Below are 19,414 nucleotides of genomic sequence, written 5' to 3' on the forward strand. Positions count from 1 at the left end.
ATAATAACAATTCCTAAACAAACATCCTAATTGCTTTCACCGTCCGCTCCACCTCACTCTCTATTCCGCCCATCCCCGAGTTTCGCGCACTGGATTCCGCTCGCGGCCCGCTTCGATGCGCTCGGGGTCCACCGCGACGACGGCGTGGCCCGCGCCCGCCTCGACTTCCGACAGCACCGTGCCCGTGGGGTCGGCGACGAGGCTCAGGCCCGCGTGGTTTCGGCCGCGCTGGTCGCCAGCGTGGTTCGACCCCGCGACGTAGTAGGGGCCGTCGAGCGCCCGAGCGCGGAGGAGGAGCCGCCAGTCGTCGGCGAAGTCGGTGCGCCACGCCGCCGAGACCGCCAGCACGTCACAGTCCTCGCGGGCGTAGTCCAGCGCGACCTCCGGGAAGTTGAGGTCGTAGCAGAGCGCCAGCCCCACGGTCCCGACGCGGGTCTCGACCGCGGTCGGGCCGTCGCCCGTCTCGAAGACTTCGGCCTCGTCGCCCCAGAGGTACTGTTTCCGGTAGGTGGCGCGCACGCCGTCGCCGTCCACGACGACGAGGCTGTTGTAGAGGTCCTCGCCGTCGCGCTCGGGGACGCCCGCCACCACCGTCACGCCGTGGTCGTCGGCGACCGAGGAGAGTCGGTCGGTCTCCTCGCCCGGCACGGGAGTCGCTCGCTCGCGGGCCGCGTCGAGGTCGTACCCCGTCACGCAGAGTTCCGGAAAGACGGCGACCCCCGCGCTCGGCGGGAGTCCGGCGAGGGTTCGCTCGACCGCGTCGAGGTTCGCGTCCACGTCGCCGATGGTCGGTTCGAACTGGCACGCGGCGACGCGCTGGCTCTCGCTCATGGGTACCATACCACTATCCAACTACTTCAGGCTACCCGAGAACATGTCCGCCCCTTTTCGGGAGACGTGGAGGAGCTTCGGGACGGAGGGAAGAAAAGCTACGACTGGGAAACTCCCGTCTTATTGAGGTGTTTTTGGCCCAGCGAGTTTGTTTCCGACACCGGATTCGACATCGACGTGGTACTCCCAGTCCCCCCAGATACTCGGGCGGGTTCCCGTGTAGCGCGGGTCGGTTTCGTGGACGATGATGTAGTTGTAGTTGCCGTCGTCGTCGTAACCCTTGCAGTTGATGTTGTTTTTCACCCACCCGGAGTCGAGGAAGGGGTCGTTCTCGAACTTCCCCCGGTACTGAACCTTGTAGTCGCACGTGGTGAGCGTGGATTGGTCGAGCGCGTTCACGCTGTCTACAGTCCCCTGCACGCGACCATCGCCGAGGTCCCAGTACCAATCGCCGTTGGCGTCGTAGGCGTAGAGTGATTTGTAGGTCCCGGTCACTACTTCACCTTCGTCCGGAATGCCGTTGTCGTCCTCGTCTTTGAAATTACTCTTCACGGTCTGGCCAAGCGTTGTTCCGACGGGCACAGTAGCGAGGACGGTCGCTCCCGCCAGCCCGCGAAGGGCGTCACGCCGAGTTAGGTCGTGGTCTTTCATGGGTTAGTCCCACTATCCCGACAACCAGCCCGTATTTATAGATTCGTTTAACTCTGCAGACCAGAAACACGAGAACGACAGTATCTACGCTTTATATTGCCCACAGAAGGGGAAATTCCACCGGCACGTGGGCGATTTAAGAAGGCTGCTCCTCGTAAAACCCGCGCCATGTTCGACTGAACGACCATCCCCTTCGCGGGCGCACGGAGAGGTAATGAGTACAGACGGAGACGCAGGAACGAGAGCCAGCGCGAACCGCGACGAGAGGAGAGGCTCAGTCCCGCCCGACCTCCGGGGTCTCGACGGCGAGGCCGACTTCGGCGAGACGACCCGGACGCTGTACGCGACCGACGCGAGCATCTACCGGGTCGAACCCGCGGGGGTCGTCTGGCCCGCCTCGGTTTCTGACGTGCGCCGAACCGTCGAGTTCGCCCGCGAGGAGGGAACCAGCGTGGTCGCCCGCGGCGCGGGGTCGAGCCTCACTGGCAACGCGGTCGGCGAGGGCATCGTCCTCGACTGCTCGCGCCACTTCGACGACGTGCTGTCGGTAGACCCCGAGGACCAGACCGTCACCGTCCGGCCCGGCGTCGTGCTGGACGACTTGAACGACGAACTCGAAGCGCACGGCCTCTACTTCCCGCCGGACCCCAGCACGTCGAGTACCTGCACAATCGGCGGGATGGTCGCCAACGACGCCGCCGGGCCGCACTCGGTGCGCCACGGGACCACCCGCGACAACGTCGCCAGCGTCGAGTGCGTCCTCTCCGACGGCACCACCGAGACGTTCGAGCGAGTCGCGGGCGACGACCTCGACGCCGAACTCGCCCGCGAGGACCGCGTCGGCGACCTCTACCGGACGGTCCGCGACCTCGGGACCGACCTCGCCGACGAAATCGAGCGCAAATATCCCGACGTGGAGCGCAACTCCAGCGGCTACGACCTCGAAACCAGCGTCGCCGGGGACGGGTCGTGGGCCGACCTCTCGAACCTGCTCGTGGGAAGCGAGGGCACCCTCGGCGTCGTCACCGAGGTCACGCTCGAACTCACCGAGCGCCCCGAGACCAGCGCCGCCGCCCTCGTCTTCTACGACGACGTGCGGAGCGCCGCCGACGCCGTGACCGACGCGCTGGCCGCGGACCCGAGCGCGGTCGAACTCGTGGACGACGCGGTGCTGGGCCACGCCCGCGAGGCGTGGGGCATCGACCTCGTGCCGGAGAACGCCGGGGCCGCGCTCCTCGTGGAAGTCGAGTGCGACGCCAGCGAGCAGGCGCGGCGCTTGGACGAAGCGGTCGCCGCCAGCACGACCGCCGAGACCGTCGCCGTCGAGCGCGCCGAAACGGGGGAACAACAGGACCGACTCTGGAAGGTCCGGAAGGCGTCGAACCCCTTGCTCAACCGCCATCCGGGCGACGAGCAGGCGCTGTCGTTCATCGAGGACGCCGCGATTCCGCCCGCGAGGCTCCCGGCCTACCTCGACCGGGTGGCCGACGTGCTGGCCGACCACGGCCTCGACGCCAGCGTCTTCGGCCACGCCGGGCAGGGCGTCCTCCACGTCAAGCCCTTCCTGAACCTCCAGACCGAGGAGGACCGCGAACTCCTCCGGTCGGTCTCCGAGGCGGTCCACGACGTGGTGCTGGACGTGGGCGGGGCGGTCTCGGGCGAACACGGCGACGGTCGCCTGCGCTCGGAACACCTGCCCGAGATGTACGGCGAGACCCTCTACGAGGCCTTCCAGCGGGTCAAGCGCGCCGCCGACCCCGGGGACGTGTTCAACCCGAGCAAAGTCGTCCCCGACTCGGAGGGCGAGTTGGCCAGCGTGGACGACGCGCTCCGGTACGACGACTACGACCCCCGAGAAGTCGAGACCGCGCTCGACTTCGGCGACGAGCGCGGGTTCGACTCGCTCGTCGAGCAATGTAACGGTTGCTCGAAGTGCCGGACCACCGAGGGCGGCGTGATGTGCCCCTCCTACCGGGCGACCGGCGAGGAGATAACCAGCACCCGCGGCAGAGCCAACGCCCTCCGAGACGCCATCGACGGCGAACTCGGCGAGGACGCGCTGACGAGCGACTGGTTTCAGGAGGAGGTCCTCGATTTGTGTCTCTCCTGCAAGGCCTGCGAGACAGAATGTCCGACCGGGGTGGACATGGCGAAGCTCAAGACCGAGGCCAAGCACCAGAAACACGAGGAGGAGGGCGTGCCGCTCCGCGCTCGCCTGTTCGGCAACGTCCGGACGCTGAACGAAGTCGGGAGCGCGCTCGCCCCGATTGCGAACAGACTCGCCGAGTTCGAGCCGGGCCGCGTCGTCGCCGAGAAGGTCCTCGGAATCGACCGGCGGCGGAGCCTTCCGGAGTTCGCCAGCGAGTCGCTACTGGACAGGATGGATGCTCACAATTCCGCGCCGACCGCGGGCCAGCGAGGAGCAGTCGTCCTCTATCCCGACTGCTACGCGACGTACAACCACCCCGAAGTCGGGATGGCGACGGTCCGGGTCCTCGAAGCCCTCGGCTACGCGGTCGAGGTTCCGGACGTGAACTGCTGTGGCCGCCCGGCGCTCTCGCAGGGGATGGTCGAGAAGGCCAAGCGCGACGCCGCCGAAAACGTCGAGACGCTCGGGGACGTCGCCGAGGACGCGCCAGTCCTCAGCCTCGAACCCTCCTGCGCCAGCGCGCTGGAGGAGTACGACGACCTGCTGGCCAATTCCGGCCCGGTTCCGGACGCCGCAGAGACGGTGGCCGGGTTCCTCTTCGACGAGGTGACGGGCGGGACTCTTTCCGTACCCGACGAAGCAGACTCGAACGCCGCCGACCGCTCGGTGGCCTACCACGGTCACTGTCACTCAACGGCGAGGGGCCGCGACCACGCGCCGGTCGGCCTGCTCAGGCAGGCGGGCTACGACGTGACGCCGGTCGAGGCGACCTGTTGCGGGATGGCGGGGGCGTTCGGCTACGAGACCGACCACTACGACCTCTCGATGGACCTCGGGACCGACCTCGCGGCGAAACTCGACGCGGCGGACGCCGACGTGGTCGCCGCCAGCGGGGCCTCCTGCGGCCAGCAGCTCGCCGACTGCGACGTGGAGACTCGTCACCCGATGGAACTCCTCGCGGAGGTGGTGGCGTGACGGACTCGGACATTTTGGCGGGGGCCATCGACCTCCACGTCCACACCGCGCCGGACCTCGTGGAGCGATTCGAGAGCGACGTGGAACTCGCCCGAGACGCCCGCGAGGCCGGAATGCGCGGCGTCGTGGTCAAGAGCCACGTGGTCCCGACCGCGGGGCGCGTGGACCTCGTGAACGAGGCGGTCGGCGACGAACTCCTCTACGGCGGGGTCGCCTGCAACGGCACGGTCGGGGGTCTGAACCGAGACGCGGTCGAGACCGCGCTCGAACTCGGCGGACGAGTCGTCTGGCTTCCGACCGCGTGGAGCGCGAACCACGCCTCGCAGGCCCGCGAGGAGGGCGTCGAGCGATTCGTCGGCCAGCGCGTGCCCGGCCCGGACGAGGAGATTCCGGTTGCTCGGGACGGCGAGGTCACGGACGCGACCCGGACCATCATCGACCTCGCGGAGCGATACGACGCGACGGTCGGCACGGGCCACGCGACCCCGGACGAAATCGAGGCGGTCGCGGCGGCCTGCGACGACGCGGGCGTGGACTGTCTAGTCAACCACCCCTGTTTCCGCGTCGTGGACATTTCCCTCGACCAGCAGGAGCGACTCGCCGACGTAGGCGCGGTCATGGAGTACTGCGCGTATTCGGTCGAGAGTACCGAGGGCCACACCGTCGAGCGCGTCGCCGAGGCAGTCGAGCGCGTCGGCCCCGAGAACGCGGTGCTGGCGACCGACTACGGGCAGGCCGAGAACCCGCCGGTGCCGGGACTGCGAGAGTTCGCCGAGGCGGTCGCGGACGCGGGTGTTTCTCGGGAGTCGGTTCGGCGGTGCGTGACCGAGACGCCCGCCGGACTGCTCGGACTCGACTGACGGTGAGGCGAGCGAGTAACCCGGGTTCGGAGCGGCGAGGAGAAATGTATATGTTTCCTTTGACTATAAAAATATTTGTTATATAATCGTGTGAGTGGCTTAATTCGAAGTAATGGGCGCGCCGGGGCGGTCGTGCCCGGTCCGAGGGACCTCCACCGGTTCGATAGCTGAGTACGACGACTCCGAAATTTCTAAACCGTTATTTCGCGGTGAGTAGTCTCCAACGGACGAATCTCCCCGAAGCTTGACAACAGGGTGAATCGAATCCCGAACGGAATGGTCCAACCGGCTACCGACTCGTTGTTGATACTCGCCTTCCGCGTTTTCGTCGCGTTTGCTATCGGCGCACTCGTCGGCCTCGAACGGGAGCAGGCCGAATCAGGTGGCACGTTCGCGGGTAGCCGCACGTTCCCCCTGTTTGCGGTTATCGGTGCGCTCGTCTACGCGTTCTTCCCCGCGCTGTTACCCGTCGCGGTCGGTGCCATCACGCTCGCGCTAACTGTCGCGTATGCCGGGAAGATTTGGATAGAACGAGACATCGGGCTGACGACCCTGACGGCCGCGATTCTCACCATCTTCCTCGGGGCGTTGACGACGCATTCAGAGCGGGGCGCAGAACTGGCCGTCATCGTAGGCGGAGCGGTCACGGTCCTCCTCTCCGCCAAAGACGCGATTCACGACTTCGTGGACCAAGTCGGCGAGGAGGAACGCCGCGCGACGAGCAAGTTCATCCTCGTGGCGGTCGTCGTCCTCCCGGTGTTGCCGGACCGCGAACTCGACGTGCTGGCCGGACTCAACCCCCAGTACGTCTGGCTGATGGTCGTCTTCGTCACGGGACTGAGCTTCGCGGTCTACGTCCTGAGCCAAATCGTCGGCCCGAAGCGGGGAATCGCGCTGACCGGAATCGTCGGCGGATTCGTCTCCTCGACGGCGACCACGGTGTCGATGGCCGAGCAGACGGCCGACGCGCCGTCGCTCTATCACGTCTCGGCCTTCTCGATAGTCGTCGCTTCGACAGTCATGTTCCCGCGGGCGGTAGTCGAAGTTGCGTTCGTCAACCCGGCGCTTCTGCCGCAGGTGGTAATCCCACTGGGCGCGATGACGATTACCGGCGCGCTTGTCGCGGCGGGCCTCTACTGGCGGTCGACGACCGAGAACCCGAACGTCGTCGAGATAGATATCACGAACCCGTTCAGGCTCCGGACCGGACTGTTCTTCGGGGTAATCTTCGCGCTGGTGTTGCTCGTCTCCGAGTCGGCCGACACGTGGTTCGGCGTGTCGGGCGTCTACGTAACTGCGTTCGTCTCCGGTCTCGCCGACGTCGATGCGATAACGCTCACGCTGAGTACACTCGCAAGGGAGGGGTCGATTACTCCGACGGTGGCGACGACGGGCATCGTCATCGGTGCTATCGCAAATACTCTCGTGAAAGCCGGGCTCGTGTGGGTTCTCGGGACGCGCCAACTCGGCAAAGTCGTCACGGGTCTCCTCGGTCTCGTTTCGGTCGTCGGCATCGCGTTTGCGGTCATCTGAATCGCGCTACCGCTGTACCGACTCCCCCCGTCGTCCCGACCGGACAGCGGAGTTCGATACTCCCGACCCCACTTCAAGAGTGTACACGTTGTCGTCAAACCTCATGGGGAGTATTCCCACAACAACTATTCGCAATGGCAGACTACCCGGTCGTCAACGGACACCACCACATCGGCAACGAAAACGCCCAGCAGGACCGCACGTTCGAGTGGTCCGAGAGCGTCGAGCAGATTATCGACGCGATGGACGAGAACAAAGTGGACGCAACCATCCTCCAGCCGCTCGGAGGAGAGACGGACAAGTCGGTCTCGGAGGTCCACGACCAGATTTACGAGGCGAGCCAAGAGTACCCCGGCCGCATCTTCGGGACCGCGGCGGTCAACCCGCACCTCGGGACCGACTTCGTCCACGAGGAGATTACCCGGTGCGTCCAGGAACTCGACTTCAAGTTCGTCAAACTCCATACCCTCGCGTGGGGCGTGGACCCGACTTCGGACATCGCCTACGACGTGTTCGACGCCTGCGTGGACAACGACGTGCCCGTGATGGTCCACACCGGCCCGCACGGGATGCCGTTCTCGGTCCCCGGCATGTACATGGACGTGGCCGACGACTACCCCGACCTCGACATCATCTTCGCTCACATGGGTGGGGCCTACACTCTCACGCAGGAGGCCATCCAGATGGCCGACCGCTGGGACAACATCTACCTCGACACCACGCTGGCGATGAACATGTACATCCGCCGGGCGATGGAGCGCGTCGGCGCGGAGAAGCTCATCATGGCCGCCGAGCACTCCTCGAACATCCCGGTCGCGCTGGAGAAGATAAACTGCATCGGGGCCGACGAGGAGCAGAAGGCCAAGATTCTCGGCCAGAACGCAATCGACCTCTACGGTCTCGACGTGGACAAGCAGGACTGGGAGGAGGTCGAGGCCGCGCCCGCAGACGACGACTGACGGCGACTGGCGACTGAGCGTCCCGACCCAGCGCTGTCCCATTTCTCCCGCATGACCACCGACACCGCCGTCTCGTTCGTCCGCGACGCGACCCGCAGCGACTTCTCCGAGGAGGCCCGCAATCACCTCCGGAATCGCGTCCTCGACGCGCTCGCGGCGACGACCGCCGGGTTCGCCCTGCCGACCGCCGACGTGGTCCGAGAGTACGCGGCCGACCACCACGGCGGGGACGGGAAAGGAGGAGACGCCGCAACTCTGCTCTCGGGGGAGGGCGGTAAGGAAAGCACGCTCTCCGAACAGGGCGCGGTCCTCGTGAACGCGACGGCAGCGAACGCGCTCGACGTTGACGACGGCCACCGCGAGGTCAAGGGCCATCCGGCCGCCGTGGTCGTCCCGCCCGCGCTCGCCGCCGCCGAGGCAGTCGGCGCGACGGTCGGCGAACTCCTCGCCGCGGTCGGCGTCGGGTACGAACTCGCAGTCCGGGCGGGCCTCGCCGTCCACGAGACCGACGGCGTCTACACCGGCACCGGGTCGTGGGGCGCTCTCGGGGCGGCCGCCGCAGTCGCGCGACTCCGGGGCCTCGACTGGGAGACCACCGCCCGCGCCCTCGGGACCGCCGAGTACCACGCGCCTCGGACGCCCATCATGCGAGGCGTCGAGCGCCCCGGCATGACCAAGGACGGTATCGGCTGGGGTGCCTACGCCGGGACCGCCGCGGTGGACCTCGCCGAGGCCGGATTCACCGCGGCGGGGACCGTCTTCGACGAGGAGGGCGTCTCCGCGACCGAGGACCTCGGCGACCACTGCTACCTGACCACGGGGTACCTCAAGCCCTACCCCTGCTGTCGGTGGGCGCAACCCGGCGTCGAGGCCGTCTTGGACCTGCGGAACTCCCGCGAGATTTCGCCCGAGTCGGTCGAGACGATTCGGGTCCACACCTTCGAGGCGGCGACCCACCTCGGGACGCGCCGCCCCGAGTCGGTCGAGGCCGCCGAGTACTCGTATCCGTACCCCGTCGCGGCGGCGCTGGCGCGCGGCGAGTTCACCCCTGCCGAACTCGGGACGTCTCGGCGCGAGGAGGAATCGGTCCTCGCGCTCGCCGACCGAGTCGAGATGGTCGTGGACTCGGACCTCGAAGCCCGGTTCCCCGCCGAGTGTCTCGCGCGGGTCGAACTCGTCCTGAGCGACGGCGAGGGCGAGACTGTCTCCTCGGACGTGACCCGAGCGAAGGGCGCGAAGGAAAGACCCCTCTCCGACGCCGAGCGCAGGGCGAAAGCGGCCGACCTGTTCGAGGGGCCACTTTCGTCGGGAACCGTCGAGTGGGTGGAGGAGACCCTCGCTTCTCCGTCGGCGAGCGTCGAGGAGCTACTGGGGCCGTGGCGCGACGCGAACGAATCGAACGACGCCGCCGAGTCGGGGCGGACGGACGAACTGGCGGACCACGGGGAGGTTTAACCCCTCCCGAGAATGGTGTATCCATAATGCTCACGGCCAAGGTCTGCGTCCGGTACGAGGAGGACTGGACCGCCGAACTCGCACGCTACGGCGTCTTCGCCGAGTTCCTCGCCTCGACGTTTCGGAACCGGCGCTACATCGGCATCGTGGCGCTGGAGGCCGACGACTTGGACGCCTCGCTCGCGGTCATCGAGGACCATCAGGCAATCGACGAGGTGGACGTCCTCGAACGATACAAACTCGACCACGCGGACCGAGAGTCGGCGACGCTGTTCGTCCGCGGGTCGCTCACCGAGTTCACGCCGCTCCAGACGCTCCTGTACGAGGGCTTTCTCCCGCTCGGGCCGACCAAACTCGAAGACGGCCGGGAGTGTTTCGACCTGCTTCTGAACGACCGCGAGGAGCTGTCGAAGGCCACGGAGGTCCTCTCGGAGTTCGGTCCGGTCTCGGTCGAGCGCATCTCCAACGACTTCAGTCGGAAGGTGACCCCGAGCGCGGCCGAGTGGCAGGAGTTGCTGAGTTCCATCCCGCCCCGCCAGCGCGAACTCATCACGCTGGCGCTCGACGAGGGCTACTTCGACATCCCGCGGGAGACCACCTTGGAGGAGTTGGCCGAGAAGATGGACATCACGAAGACCACCGCCTCGAACCACCTCCGGAAGGCGGAGCGCTCGCTGATGGAGTTTCTCGTGACCTACGTCAACCTCGCGGCGGAGGACGACTGACGAATCTGACTTATACGCCTTACATGTAGTACAGTCGAATGATGGCCCAGTCGGCCAATGAGTCGGTATGGAAAGTACCGTCTTACTGCCGGTGAAGAACCACGCGCCGTGGGCCAGAGACGTGGCGGAAATCGTCACCGACGTAGAGGACGAGGGCACCGAAGCCGTCGTCCTGCACGTCTTCGACCGCGAGGAGGTCGAATCGACGCGCGAGAACCTCGACGCCGAGGGGGCGTCGATGGACGACCTCGCCTCGCGGAAGGCCGGGGTCGGCGCGGCCACCGAGGTACTGACCGACGGCGGACTCGACGTGACCCCGCACGGCGTCCGCGAGGACGACCGGACCGCCGACGCGATTCTCGACGCGGCCGAATCGGTGGACGCGGACCGACTCTACCTCTACGGTCGCAAGCGAAGTCCGGCCGGGAAGGCCGTCTTCGGGAGCGTCGTCCAGCGAGTCGTCCTCAACGCGAGCGTGCCGGTGACGGTCGTGCCAGCGAGAGCGACGTGAGTCAGGGTACTTAAAGACCGATAATAGTTCGTGCCAATGATTAATCGGTATATTCCGGTTACGAGTAGGTATGCGAGACGAGACCACACGGCGAAGCGTCCTCAAGAAAACCGGCGCGGCGGCCGGGGCGGCCGGGTTGACCTCCATCGCGGGGTGTAGTGCCGTCCTCGGCGGTAGCTCGGGCGGGAGCGGTTCCGTCGCCGTCTCCTCGAAGTCGTTCACCGAGCAGAAGATTCTGGGCTACCTCGCGGTCGAAGCCCTGAAAGAGAACACCGACGTCGAGGTGAAAGACAAGGTCGGACTGGGCGGTTCGGTCACCAACTTCGAGGCGCTCAAGAGCGGCGAGTCGGACCTCTACTGGGAGTACACCGGGACGAGCTGGGCGACGCTCCCGCCGAAACACGACGAGGTCATCACCGACCCCGAGGAGATTTACGACAAAGTCGAAAAGGAGTTCGAAGACGAGTACGGCATCACCCTCCTCGACCGCGCGCCGTTCAACAACACCTACGTCCTCCTCGTCCGGAAGGAGTGGGCCGAGGAGACGGGCGTCTCCTCGATTTCCGGGTTCGCCGAGTGGGTCAAGAACGGCAACACCGACGCGACCGTCGTGATGAACGCCGAGTTCGAACAGCGCGAGGACGGCTGGCCCGGCGTCACCGAACACTACGGCTTCGCGGACGCCGCCGAGAAGCTCAACACCAAGAACGTCGGATCTGCGCTGACCTACAAGGTGGTCGGGAACGGACAGGCCGCCCTCGGGAGCGGATTCAACACGAATCCGAAGATTCTGAAGTTCGATTTGACTTCGCTCGAGGACGACGAGGGCTTCTTCCCGGTGTACAACCCCGCGCCGATGACCAAACAGAAGGTGGTCGAGGAGAACCCCGCCATCGAGAAACCGCTGAATCAGGTGGCGAGCAAACTCACGACCGAGACCATCCGGGGCCTGAACGAGAAGGTTTCCATCGAGGGCAAAGATGCGCGAACCGTCGCCAAGAACTTCCTGAAGTCGGAAGGAATCGTCTAACTCCATGCCCGCCAACGCTGTCGCGCTCGTCGGCGAACTCGCGGCCATCGGCGGCCCCGCGGCCATCGGCGGACCCGCAGTCCTCGGCGAACTCGCGGCCGTCGGCGAACCCGCCTTCGTCGTGCTGGGAATGATAACCGAGGTGTTTCGGTACTTCGCGGAGAACCAGACCCAACTGCTGGAGTACACTCGCCAGCACGCGATTCTCGTCCTGCGGGCGCTGGTCGTCGCGGTGCCGCTGGGGGTCACGCTCGGGACGCTCATCACCTACAACGACAAGTTGGCGACGGTGGTGCTGTGGTTGGCGGGCATCATGATGACGATTCCCTCGGTGGCGCTGTTCGCGCTCCTGTTGCCCTCGCTGGGCACGGGGTCGCCGCCGGTCGTGATGGCGCTCATCCTCTACACCCAACTGCCCGTCATCCGGAACACCTACGTCGGATTGACCGGCGTTGACGAGGCCGCAGTCGAGGCCGGTGAGGGGCTGGGGATGACGAAGTTCCAGCGCCTGCGCAAGATTCAGATTCCGATGGCCCTGCCCGTGGTCATGTCCGGCGTCCGCAACGCGGTCGTCCTGCTCGTGGGCATCGCGGCCATCGGCGAAATCGTCGGCTCGGGCGGCCTCGGCGTCCCCATCTTCGAGGGGTATCGTAGCTCGAACACGGTCGAAATCGTCGGCGCGACCGTCGCCCTCGCCCTGCTGACGCTCACCATCGACTACGCCTTCGGCGTGGTCGAGCAGGTGTTCCGACTCCGGAACGGCGAGGAGATTCAGCCGAACCTCGGAACCCGCGCCGTCCGAGGACTGGCCGGGGCCGCGCCGTCGCGGGTTTCGGGGCGCGACGACGACGCAGACGCCACCACCACCACTACCAGCGCAAAACCATGATAGAATTCGACAACGTCACCAAACAGTACGACGACGGCACGGTCGCCATCGAGGACATCAGTTTCGAGGTCGAGGAGGGCACGACGACGGTGCTGGTCGGCCCCTCCGGGTGCGGGAAGACGACGACGATGAAGCTGGTCAACCGCCTCATCGAACCCACCGAGGGGACCGTCTACTTCGAGGGCACCGACATCGAGCAGAAGGACGAGATAGAACTCCGGCGCGACGTGGGCTACGTGATTCAGGAAATCGGGCTGTTCGACCACATGACCGTCCGAGAGAACGTCGCCACGGTGCCGAAACTCAAGGGCTGGGACGACGACCGGATTCGGGAGCGGGTCCGGGAACTCCTCGAGTTGATGGACCTGCCGGTCGAGGAGTACGGCGACCAGCACCCGACCGAACTCTCGGGCGGCCAGCGCCAGCGCGTCGGGGTCGCTCGGGCCTTGGCGGCCGACCCCGACGTGATGCTGATGGACGAACCGTTCGGGGCGCTCGACCCCATCACCCGCGCGGAACTCCAAGACGAGTTCCTCGACATTCAGGCCGAACTCGACGTGACGATTCTGTTCGTCACCCACAGCGTCGAGGAGGCGCTCAAGATGGGCGACCGTATCGCCATCTTCGACGTGGGCGAACTCGTCCAGTACGACACGCCCCAGAACGTGCTGGAGAACCCGAAAAACGACTTCGTGCGGGACTTCATCGGGCAGGACCGCGAACTCAAGAAGTTGCAGGTCACGCCGGTCAGGAAAGTGATGTACGAGACCAACGGCGAGCGCCTGCCGGACGTGGACCCGGTCGCGCCCTCAGACACCGCCCAAATCGCGCTCTCGCGGTTGCTCGAAACCGACGCGGGACGCCTCCCGGTCGCTCGGGACGGCGAGGTCGTCGGCGTGGTCGAGGAGGCCGACCTCCGGGGGACCAGCGACCCGACGCGGGGGTCGATTTGAGATGGTGTCTGCGCCGCCGGAGTTGGCGCTCGTCCCGCTCCTCGAAATCGCGCTCGCCCCCCTCGGAATCTTCGAGGAGCTACCGGGAGCCTACGACTTCATCACGAGCAACTGGTCGCAGTTCCTCCACCACCTCTGGACGCACATCAAACTCGTGCTGGTCTCGGAACTGCTGGCCATCCTCGTCGCGGTTCCGCTCGGCATCGCGGCGACCCGGTTCCCCAGAGCGAAGCCGACCATCAAGGGATTCGGTAACACGGCTCAGACCATCCCGACGCTCGCCATCATCTTCCTGATGCTCCCCGTCACGGGCATCGGGTTCGTGACGGCGGTCGCGGGCCTGTTCGTCTACGCTCTCCTCCCGATTCTGACCAACACCATCGCCGGAATCGAGGACGTGGAGGACGGCGTGGTCGAGGCCGCCCGCGGCATGGGGATGACCGACACGGAGGTCCTGCGGAAAATCGAACTCCCGAAGGCGATTCCGGTCATCTTCGCGGGCATCCGGACGAGTTCGGTCATCGGCGTCGGCACCGCCTATCTGGCGTTCTTCGTCGGCGGCGGCGGCCTCGGGACGTGGGTGCTTCAGGGCATCAAGCTCTACAACATGGAGATGGCGATTGCGGGGGCCGTGCCCGGCGCGCTGCTGGCCATCACGCTCGACTCCGGATTCGCGCTATTGGAGCGGTATCTCGGCGGCGACGCCCAGCAGTCCGACGACCTCGTGAGCGCGTGAGCGGCGTTTCGGACCCGCGAAGTCTCTCCTCCGAGAAATCTCCTTCTATCCTTAAGAAATGTTTTTCATTTCCATAGAAATAATATGTTGTCTCTGAAGCGCGACGTTCGGAAATTCGAATTTCTCGGCGGATTCTCACCGAACGCGAAAGTAGCGCCGCGACTCTCCCCGATTTCACTAGTCGCAATCACGTTAGGGGAGTATCCCGTAGAAGGGATAGAACGACCATGAACCTGCTGTACTTCGGTCTCGGCGTCGCTTTCATCGCGGTCGCCATCGGCGACCTCCTGTGGACGACGCTCTGGGTCGAGGGCGGTGCCGGGCCGCTGACGACTCGCCTCATGAGTTGGACGTGGCGGGCGCTCCGCCGGACCGCGGAACGGCACTCGCGGGTGCTGAGTCTGGTCGGCCCGCTCGTCCTCGTCCTCACCCTTCTGGGCTGGCTCGTCCTCCTGTGGGCGGGGTGGACGCTCGTGTTCGCCAGCGCCGAGCGGGCGCTCGTCGACACCCTGAACAGGGGTCGAATCTCGTGGGCCGACCGCGTCTACTTCACCGGCTACACGCTGTTCACGCTCGGCATCGGCGACTTCGTCCCTCGGACCGGCGTCTGGCGAATCGCCACCGCGCTGGCGACCGGCGGCGGGATGCTCTTCGTCACGCTGAGCGTCACCTACGTCCTGTCGGTCCTCGACGCCGTCTCCCAGAAGCGCGCGTTCGCCAGCAACGTGACCGGCCTCGGAATGGGGGGCAAGGAACTCCTCCGGTCGGCGTGGAACGGCGAGGACTTCTCGTCGCTCGACTTACCGCTCAACACGTTCGTCAGCCAACTGAACACCCTGTCGGCGAACCACAAGGCGTACCCGATTCTCCACTACTTCCACAGCGAGAACCCCCGGCAGGCCGCCCCGGTGAGCATCGCCATCCTCGAAGACGCGCTGACGGCGCTCCGCTTCGGAGTGCGAGAAGCGGACCGGCCCAACCCCGCAGTCGTGGCGAACGCCCGGTCGAGCATCGGCGGCTATCTCGACACGCTCGAATCGACCATCCAGAGCGCCGACCACACCCCGCCGCCGCCGGACATCGACGCCCTCGAAGAGACCGGCATCTCGACCGTCTCGTCGGACGAGTTCAGCGAGTCGCTCGAAGAGTTGGCGGACCGGCGACGGAAACTGCGGGCGGTCGTCGAGGACGACGCCCGACGGTGGCCGAGTTCGGACGACACCTGACCGGATTTACAGAAGTGCAAGGAGAAAGCCCCGTGTTTTAGCGCGGGGATGAATCCGACAATTCCTCCACCGACCACGTGTGAACGGATGTTTTAAGTTATCAGCTACTGGAGTAACAGTCAACCGAGGCGGCCTGTCGGCCCTGTCAATCGGACAATATCGGGATTCTCCGATTCCGCGCAGAAAGAACCCCTTTCTGTATCGGAACACGGGGTGAAGTCAAAAAAAGTATCTCCGAATTCCATGCCGGGATAGGAGTAACGGCTGGTTGGCACAGCCAGTAGTTGTCGTTCGAGGCGACTACAAACCGTAACCATCCCAACCCAGCGGTGCGGTGCCGTGGGAATCCTCGCCCGTCAGGGCGGGGAGGATGTCAAAGGGCGTCGAGAACGCGCTCGAACCGCTCGCCGACTTCTTCAGAAATCGAATCGAGGTCGTCGTTGTCGGTGATACCCACGAGTCGCTCCGGGTCCACGGCGCTCACCGTGACGCCGTCGTCGGTCTCGTAGACGATGACGTTGCACGGGAGGAGTGCGCCGAGTTCGATTTCGTCCGCCAGTCCCTCGAAGGCCAGTTGCGGGTTACAGGCCCCGAGGATGCGGTACTGGCGGAACTCCTCGTCGAGTTTCTCGGCGAAGGTCGCCTGCACGTCGATGTCGCAGAGGACGCCGAAGCCCTCGTCTTCCAGCGCGTCGATGGTTCGCTCGACGGTCGCGTCGAAATCTGCGTCCACTCGCTTCTGCATCGTATAGTCCATACCGCACAATTCGGCCCCGAAACTGATGACTGTTGTGGACGGTAAATAGGTGGAGATAACGACCAGAGTAACTTCGGGACCTCGGTTAGACTGCTATCCGTATTGTCTCACTTCTACAAGAAAGCTGCGCAGTCGCGGGCTGAAGCCGACGCCCGGGGCTATCTCGTGTCGCCGGTCTGGGAGAGTTTCCGGCGTCGGGTCTCGAACTCCTCCTCGTCGATTTCGCCGCGGGCGTAGCGCTGTCGGAGGAGCGAGAGCGCCTCCTCGTCGGAGCGTCCGCCACTACCGCGGTTGGCGTAGGCGTAGACGAGGAGGGCCGGAATCCCGACGAGGGCGAGTCCGCCGAGGAGCATCCAGAGGAAGCCGAACCCGCCCCACGCTCCGTGGGTTCCCATCCAGCCGTTGTGATGGTGGAAGCCGTCGTCGCCGCCGTGGGCCACCGCAGTCCCGCTGAACGCCGCGACGGCGAGCGCGACCGTCAGCAGGACAGCGCGAGCGTCGTGTCTGTATCGAGGTCTCATACCTGATACTACGTCGGCATCCTTTACCCCGATTGCGACTTATACTGTAGTACTTTGCGCGCGCGAGACGCTAGCAGTCGAAAGAAATCGCGCGTTCGAGAGTCGGAATGGAAACTTCGCCGACGCAGTCACAGCAATCCGGTACTCCGGGGGTCGCGTAGTCCGACCCTCCGTCGGGCGCGACCGAGACTCCGCGGACTCTTTCTCCGCGGACTCTTTCTCCGCGGACTCCTTTTCCGCGGACTCTTTACTCGCCGACCACGTTCCCCCACGCATGGAACCGGAGGACGACGCGAAACCCGACGAGGACGTGGCACCCGAGGACAACCACGAGTACTGGGCCAATCGCTCCGAGGAGTTCTCGCCGGGCTACTACGCCGAAATCGGGCAGAACGAGGTCACCGAGACCCTCGAAGCGGTGTTCGACCACTACGTCGCCAGCGACGCCGAAATCCTCGAAGTCGGGTGTAGCTCCGGTCGCCACCTCGCGCGCCTGTTGGACCGCGGCTACGAGAACCTGACCGGCATCGACATCAACGCCGACTCCTTCGACGTGATGGCCGACCACTACCCGCGACTCGCCGAGACGGGGACGTTCCACACTGGGGCAATCGAGGACATCGTTCCCGAGTTCGAGGCCGACCGCTTCGACGTGATTTTCTCGGTCGAGACGCTCCAGCACGTCCACCCCGAGAACAAGTGGGTGTTCGAGGACCTCGTGCGCGCCACGTCGGACCTGCTGATTACCGCCGAAAACGAGGGCAACAGCCCCCGGCGCGGCCGCGAAGGGTGCGAGGTGAGTATCGTCCACGACGACTTCCCGCTCTACCACCGCAACTGGAAGGACGAGTTCTCGGAGTTGGGCGTGGCGCAACTGCTCTGTGAACCCGGCAAGCGCGACACGGTGCGGGTGTTCCGGACGCTCTGAGTTTCCGTCGCGCTCGGAGCGAGCGTCTCGAACGCCTTCGACTCGGGGTCGGCACCCTCCGGTGAGAGAACCGCCGAGAGCCAAACCGTTATTCTGCCCAAACCCCGAGACGGGACATGGAGCTTTCTGTCGTCGATCTCTCGCCGGTCCCCGACGATGGCACCGCGACCGACGCCTACGCCAACACCGTCGAAGCCGCGAGACGGGCCGAACGACTCGGCTACTCTCGATTCTGGGTAGCCGAACATCACGGCATGACGAACCGAATTGCCGGGACGACTCCGGAAGTCCTGCTCGGGCACCTCGCAGCCGAAACCGACGCGATTCGCCTCGGGTCCGGAGCGGTCCTGCTCAACCACTACAGTCCGTTCAAGGTCGCCGAGGAGTTCGGCGCGCTGGACGCGCTCGCGCCCGGACGAATCGACGCGGGCCTCGGTCGCGCGAACGGGTCCCCGGCCGCCGACCGCGCGCTCGGCACGTCCCGGCGCGTCCAGAACCCCGACGAGGACCACACCGAGAAAATAGAGGCGGTCGTCAACCACCTCTACGACGACTACCCCGACGAACACCCCTACGGCGACCTCGAAATCCCGCGGTCGGGCGAGGGACCGCCAGTCCCGTGGGTCCTCGGGTCGAGTCCGTCGAGCGCGAAAATCGCGGGCGAACTCGGACTGCGATACTGCTTCGCGGCGTTCATCCGCCCGCACCTCGCGGTCCAATCGTTCGAGGCGTACCGCGAGCACTTCCGGCCGTCGCGGTTGGCCGGGAGCATCGAGAGTCCGGAGGGGATGGTCGCGGTGAACGCGGTCTGTGCGGACACCGACGAGGAGGCGGCCCGACTCCGGGCGGTGGCCGAAGCGTCGTTCGCGCGAATGCAGCGCGGCGAGGTCGGGACCACGCCGTCCGTGGACGAGGCCATCGAGGAACTCGGCGACGTCCCCGACCCGACGCCAGCCACGCTCGATGCCGACGAGTGGCCGCGAGCCGTCTCCGGAAGTCCGGAGACGCTCGCCGACCTGTTGGACCAACTCGCCGACCGCGTCGGAGTGGACGAGGTGATGATTCAGCACGTCGTCGCCGACCACGACGACGCCCTGCGCTCCCACGAACTGCTGGCCGAGGGCGTCGGACTCGCGCCTCGCTGAGGCGACTACAGTTATCACCCTGCGCGTTGCGTAGGTGGGTCGTGATGGACGAACACGACCGGCCCCTCGACCGAGACTCGCCCATCGACCGGAGTGCATCCGGCCTCGTCTCGCGGGACTACAGACCCCGGACGCGCGGCCCGGAACTGCTGGCGTCGTGGCCGCTCGGGACCGCGCCGCGCCAGTCCGAACCCGGCGACACCGACTGGGAGATTACCAGCGACGAGTACGTCACCGTCCAGAAGAACAGGCTGACGCTCCCCTACGCCGGGGACATCGAGCGCACGCCGCTCTACCTCAACCTCCGAGGCCACGCCCGAGTGACGCCGGGCGCGACGCTCACGCTCCTCCTGCGGACGACCCACCTCAGGGAGGGCAAGCCCTACGACGCGGAAATCGAGTTGACCCACGAGGACGGCGACGACTTCCAGACGCCGTTCGTGGAGTTCGCGCCGGAGCGACCCGGCGACTACACCGACCTCGGCGAGGTGTTCGCGGGCTACGAACTCCGGGCGAAGGCGACCGGCGGCACCGGCTATCTCGACCAGGGAACCAGCGTCATCCTCTACAGCGAGTGACC

General features: G+C 65.9%; 19 protein-coding genes. 15 read left to right on the plus strand and 4 right to left on the minus strand.

The genetic code is table 11. The features are described 5' to 3' along the window. Nucleotides 1–60: 60 nt before the first annotated feature. Nucleotides 61–831, minus strand: a complete 771-nt coding sequence (locus EPL01_RS02535; protein WP_135823699.1) for a carbon-nitrogen hydrolase family protein — start codon at nucleotides 829–831, stop codon at nucleotides 61–63. Between the two features lie 120 nt (nucleotides 832–951). Then, nucleotides 952–1,482 (minus strand): hypothetical protein, encoded by a 531-nt coding sequence (locus tag EPL01_RS02540; protein ID WP_210424053.1) that lies wholly within the window; start codon nucleotides 1,480–1,482, stop codon nucleotides 952–954. A gap of 214 nt (nucleotides 1,483–1,696) precedes the next feature. Between EPL01_RS02540 and EPL01_RS02545 the strand changes: the two genes are divergently transcribed. From EPL01_RS02545 to EPL01_RS02600, 12 genes are all read left to right on the plus strand, one after another. After that, entirely contained in the window at nucleotides 1,697–4,606 is a 2,910-nt protein-coding gene (locus EPL01_RS02545) for an FAD-binding and (Fe-S)-binding domain-containing protein (protein WP_135823700.1), read from the plus strand. Beyond that, nucleotides 4,603–5,466, plus strand: coding sequence for a DUF6282 family protein (locus EPL01_RS02550; RefSeq protein ID WP_135823701.1), 864 nt, complete (start codon nucleotides 4,603–4,605; stop codon nucleotides 5,464–5,466). The genes EPL01_RS02545 and EPL01_RS02550 overlap by 4 nt, the downstream gene beginning before the upstream one ends. A 276-nt stretch (nucleotides 5,467–5,742) precedes the next feature. After that, nucleotides 5,743–6,999, plus strand: coding sequence for an MgtC/SapB family protein (locus EPL01_RS02555; RefSeq protein WP_135823702.1), 1,257 nt, complete (start codon nucleotides 5,743–5,745; stop codon nucleotides 6,997–6,999). Nucleotides 7,000–7,133: 134 nt separating this feature from the next. Continuing rightward, on the plus strand, nucleotides 7,134–7,958 hold the full coding sequence (locus EPL01_RS02560) for an amidohydrolase family protein (protein WP_135823703.1): 825 nt from the start codon (nucleotides 7,134–7,136) through the stop codon (nucleotides 7,956–7,958). A 51-nt stretch (nucleotides 7,959–8,009) separates the two neighbouring features. Further along, nucleotides 8,010–9,413, plus strand: a complete 1,404-nt coding sequence (locus EPL01_RS02565; protein ID WP_135823704.1) for an MmgE/PrpD family protein — start codon at nucleotides 8,010–8,012, stop codon at nucleotides 9,411–9,413. A 26-nt stretch (nucleotides 9,414–9,439) separates the two neighbouring features. Then, nucleotides 9,440–10,138, plus strand: a complete 699-nt coding sequence (locus tag EPL01_RS02570) for a helix-turn-helix domain-containing protein (protein WP_135823705.1) — start codon at nucleotides 9,440–9,442, stop codon at nucleotides 10,136–10,138. Between the two features lie 67 nt (nucleotides 10,139–10,205). Next, on the plus strand, nucleotides 10,206–10,649 hold the full coding sequence (locus tag EPL01_RS02575; protein ID WP_135823706.1) for a universal stress protein: 444 nt from the start codon (nucleotides 10,206–10,208) through the stop codon (nucleotides 10,647–10,649). Between the two features lie 70 nt (nucleotides 10,650–10,719). Further along, nucleotides 10,720–11,679: a glycine betaine ABC transporter substrate-binding protein gene (locus tag EPL01_RS02580; RefSeq protein ID WP_135823707.1), complete on the plus strand. Its 960-nt coding sequence runs from the start codon at nucleotides 10,720–10,722 to the stop codon at nucleotides 11,677–11,679. 4 nt (nucleotides 11,680–11,683) lie between these two features. Next, nucleotides 11,684–12,568 (plus strand): ABC transporter permease, encoded by an 885-nt coding sequence (locus EPL01_RS02585; protein ID WP_246045614.1) that lies wholly within the window; start codon nucleotides 11,684–11,686, stop codon nucleotides 12,566–12,568. Then, on the plus strand, nucleotides 12,565–13,521 hold the full coding sequence (locus EPL01_RS02590) for an ABC transporter ATP-binding protein (protein WP_135823708.1): 957 nt from the start codon (nucleotides 12,565–12,567) through the stop codon (nucleotides 13,519–13,521). Before EPL01_RS02585 ends, EPL01_RS02590 begins: the two co-directional genes overlap by 4 nt. 1 nt (nucleotide 13,522) lies before the next feature. Then, complete coding sequence (locus EPL01_RS02595) at nucleotides 13,523–14,257, plus strand: ABC transporter permease (RefSeq protein WP_135823709.1); 735 nt, start codon at nucleotides 13,523–13,525, stop codon at nucleotides 14,255–14,257. 227 nt (nucleotides 14,258–14,484) lie between these two features. After that, nucleotides 14,485–15,483, plus strand: a complete 999-nt coding sequence (locus EPL01_RS02600; RefSeq protein ID WP_135823710.1) for a potassium channel family protein — start codon at nucleotides 14,485–14,487, stop codon at nucleotides 15,481–15,483. Between the two features lie 373 nt (nucleotides 15,484–15,856). Here the strand turns inward: EPL01_RS02600 and EPL01_RS02610 are convergent, their stop codons facing one another. Both EPL01_RS02610 and EPL01_RS02615 read right to left on the minus strand, forming a co-directional pair. Beyond that, a complete protein-coding gene (locus tag EPL01_RS02610; RefSeq protein ID WP_135823712.1) occupies nucleotides 15,857–16,240 on the minus strand; it encodes a DUF302 domain-containing protein in 384 nt (127 codons plus the stop codon). A gap of 158 nt (nucleotides 16,241–16,398) precedes the next feature. Next, a complete protein-coding gene (locus EPL01_RS02615; RefSeq protein WP_135823713.1) occupies nucleotides 16,399–16,761 on the minus strand; it encodes an SHOCT domain-containing protein in 363 nt (120 codons plus the stop codon). A 310-nt stretch (nucleotides 16,762–17,071) separates the two neighbouring features. On the opposite strand from EPL01_RS02615, the gene EPL01_RS02620 reads away from it, so the two are divergent. The 3 genes from EPL01_RS02620 to EPL01_RS02630 all read left to right on the plus strand — a co-directional run bounded on the left by EPL01_RS02620 (nucleotide 17,072) and on the right by EPL01_RS02630 (nucleotide 19,412). Next, a complete protein-coding gene (locus EPL01_RS02620) occupies nucleotides 17,072–17,689 on the plus strand; it encodes a class I SAM-dependent methyltransferase (protein ID WP_135823835.1) in 618 nt (205 codons plus the stop codon). 116 nt (nucleotides 17,690–17,805) lie between these two features. Further along, nucleotides 17,806–18,834, plus strand: a complete 1,029-nt coding sequence (locus tag EPL01_RS02625; RefSeq protein ID WP_135823714.1) for an LLM class flavin-dependent oxidoreductase — start codon at nucleotides 17,806–17,808, stop codon at nucleotides 18,832–18,834. A gap of 44 nt (nucleotides 18,835–18,878) precedes the next feature. Further along, a complete protein-coding gene (locus tag EPL01_RS02630) occupies nucleotides 18,879–19,412 on the plus strand; it encodes a hypothetical protein (protein WP_135823715.1) in 534 nt (177 codons plus the stop codon). The last annotated feature ends 2 nt before the right edge of the window (nucleotides 19,413–19,414 follow it).

The sequence above is a fragment of the Halorussus ruber genome, from assembly GCF_004765785.1.
Taxonomy (GTDB): Archaea; Halobacteriota; Halobacteria; order Halobacteriales; family Haladaptataceae; genus Halorussus; species Halorussus ruber.

What these genes read in the sequence shown, in the direction of transcription:
- EPL01_RS02535 (WP_135823699.1), bottom strand. Translation starts at nt 831, where the DNA reads ATGAGCGAGAGCCAGCGCGTCGCCGCGTGCCAGTTCGAACCGACCATC.
- EPL01_RS02540 (WP_210424053.1), bottom strand. Translation starts at nt 1,482, where the DNA reads ATGAAAGACCACGACCTAACTCGGCGTGACGCCCTTCGCGGGCTGGCG.
- EPL01_RS02545 (WP_135823700.1), top strand. Translation starts at nt 1,697, where the DNA reads ATGAGTACAGACGGAGACGCAGGAACGAGAGCCAGCGCGAACCGCGAC.
- EPL01_RS02555 (WP_135823702.1), top strand. Translation starts at nt 5,743, where the DNA reads ATGGTCCAACCGGCTACCGACTCGTTGTTGATACTCGCCTTCCGCGTT.
- EPL01_RS02560 (WP_135823703.1), top strand. Translation starts at nt 7,134, where the DNA reads ATGGCAGACTACCCGGTCGTCAACGGACACCACCACATCGGCAACGAA.
- EPL01_RS02565 (WP_135823704.1), top strand. Translation starts at nt 8,010, where the DNA reads ATGACCACCGACACCGCCGTCTCGTTCGTCCGCGACGCGACCCGCAGC.
- EPL01_RS02570 (WP_135823705.1), top strand. Translation starts at nt 9,440, where the DNA reads ATGCTCACGGCCAAGGTCTGCGTCCGGTACGAGGAGGACTGGACCGCC.
- EPL01_RS02575 (WP_135823706.1), top strand. Translation starts at nt 10,206, where the DNA reads ATGGAAAGTACCGTCTTACTGCCGGTGAAGAACCACGCGCCGTGGGCC.
- EPL01_RS02580 (WP_135823707.1), top strand. Translation starts at nt 10,720, where the DNA reads ATGCGAGACGAGACCACACGGCGAAGCGTCCTCAAGAAAACCGGCGCG.
- EPL01_RS02585 (WP_246045614.1), top strand. Translation starts at nt 11,684, where the DNA reads ATGCCCGCCAACGCTGTCGCGCTCGTCGGCGAACTCGCGGCCATCGGC.
- EPL01_RS02590 (WP_135823708.1), top strand. Translation starts at nt 12,565, where the DNA reads ATGATAGAATTCGACAACGTCACCAAACAGTACGACGACGGCACGGTC.
- EPL01_RS02595 (WP_135823709.1), top strand. Translation starts at nt 13,523, where the DNA reads ATGGTGTCTGCGCCGCCGGAGTTGGCGCTCGTCCCGCTCCTCGAAATC.
- EPL01_RS02600 (WP_135823710.1), top strand. Translation starts at nt 14,485, where the DNA reads ATGAACCTGCTGTACTTCGGTCTCGGCGTCGCTTTCATCGCGGTCGCC.
- EPL01_RS02610 (WP_135823712.1), bottom strand. Translation starts at nt 16,240, where the DNA reads ATGGACTATACGATGCAGAAGCGAGTGGACGCAGATTTCGACGCGACC.
- EPL01_RS02615 (WP_135823713.1), bottom strand. Translation starts at nt 16,761, where the DNA reads ATGAGACCTCGATACAGACACGACGCTCGCGCTGTCCTGCTGACGGTC.
- EPL01_RS02625 (WP_135823714.1), top strand. Translation starts at nt 17,806, where the DNA reads ATGGAGCTTTCTGTCGTCGATCTCTCGCCGGTCCCCGACGATGGCACC.
- EPL01_RS02630 (WP_135823715.1), top strand. Translation starts at nt 18,879, where the DNA reads ATGGACGAACACGACCGGCCCCTCGACCGAGACTCGCCCATCGACCGG.